This window comes from uncultured Cardiobacterium sp. (assembly GCF_938028825.1).
Taxonomy (GTDB): Bacteria; Pseudomonadota; Gammaproteobacteria; order Cardiobacteriales; family Cardiobacteriaceae; genus Cardiobacterium.
Genome location: NZ_CALIZP010000083.1, coordinates 1 through 1449, shown reverse-complemented (window position 1 = coordinate 1449; position 1449 = coordinate 1). Strand labels below are relative to the sequence as shown.

2 protein-coding genes are annotated in these 1449 nt (G+C 60.1%); both read left to right on the top strand.

Features of this window, described 5'->3' with window-relative positions; translation table 11 throughout:
- A partial coding sequence (locus tag Q0562_RS12135; protein ID WP_298644720.1) for a DUF935 family protein occupies positions 1-1262 on the top strand: 1262 nt, incomplete at its 5' end.
- On the top strand, positions 1259-1449 hold a 191-nt coding region (locus Q0562_RS12130), incomplete at its 3' end, for a hypothetical protein (protein WP_298644719.1). The genes Q0562_RS12135 and Q0562_RS12130, both read left to right, overlap by 4 nt.

Sequence of the window (1449 nt, the reverse complement as noted above, 5' to 3'; positions counted from 1 at the left end):
TCCTCGGCAATCCGTGGCGTCTGGAAGGGGACAACACCCCGTGGCTGTACGACGCCGTCAGCAACATCTTCGAGGCGGCGCTACGCATCATCATGCAGGCGAAATGGCTGGGCGCAAGCGTGGGCGAGCTCATTTGGGCAGCGGATGCGGACGGCATCATGCGGGTGCAAAGTATCGCCCCGCGCAAAATCGAACGCTTTGTACAGCGCGATGCCGGGCTGATGTTCAAGGAACAGGGCGGCACAGAAATCCTCACCCTGCCGGAAAAAGTGCTGTACAGCGGCGTTAACGTTCACAAGGACAACCCCTACGGCGATGCCCTGCTCTCGCGCGTCTATTGGGCATGGTTCAACAAGAACTATGGCGAACAGTTTTGGTCGCGCTACGCCGAACGCCACGCCTCGCCGCTGACCGTCATCAAGAGCGCGGTCAACACCGCCAACTCTGACGACGCGCGGCAGGAACTCGCCGCACTGGCAGCAGCGGCAGCCAATGCCGTGGCTGATGGCACCGTCGCTATCAGTGACCAGGACAGCATCGAATTTATCGAGGCTACCAATGACGGTGCGGCACATCAAAAATTTGTGACCCATCAGATACGCCGTATTCAGAAAACATTAACCGGGCGCGTCCTCACCTCGGAACTGGACAGCGGCAGTCGTGCAGCGCAGGAAACCGACGACGGCTTTACGCAAAGCCTGCTGGAAAGCGACCTGGCCTTCTGCGAAGCGGGCGTCAACCACATCGTGGACTGCCTGCTTACCGTGAACGGGCTAGATCCGGAAGGCGTGTACTTCACCTTCGAGCGCAAGAAAGGCATCGACAAGGGGCGCTGGGAGCGCGACGTGGCGCTGATTAACAGCGGCGCCATCACCTTCACGGCGCAATACTACCTCGACAACTACGGGCTTGAAGCACAGCACTTTACCGTGAACGAGAAGACAGAAGCGCGCATGAGCCTTGCCGCTGTGCCACCTGCCATTCTGAACGGCGGTGCCTGTTGTACGATCAACCACCTCACCCCCGGCGCTCAGGAAGTTGAGGACGGTGTGCAGCGCGCGCTTGCCACCCTGCCTGCCAGTATTGATGCGGATGCCATCGAGCAGACCATCAACGCGGCGAGTGACGAAGTCGACCTGATGCGCCGCCTCGCCCTGCTCTACGACGATAACAACCCATCGCACTACGCCGTCTGGCTGGAGCAGGCCATGGTGCTGGCGATGGCGCAAGGCTACTACCAGGCAGCCAAGGACATCGTATGAACCCTCTGCAAGCCCGTTACCCGGAAGCGTTTGAATACCTGCGCGCACGGGGTGTTGAGCCGTCCGCCGACTTCTACGACCGCGTTGAAGCGGCGCGCAGACAGGCATGGACGATGAGCAAACTGAATGACCTTGACCATATCCAGCGCATCAAGGACTCGCTGGAAAAAGCCATCGCCGAAGGCAC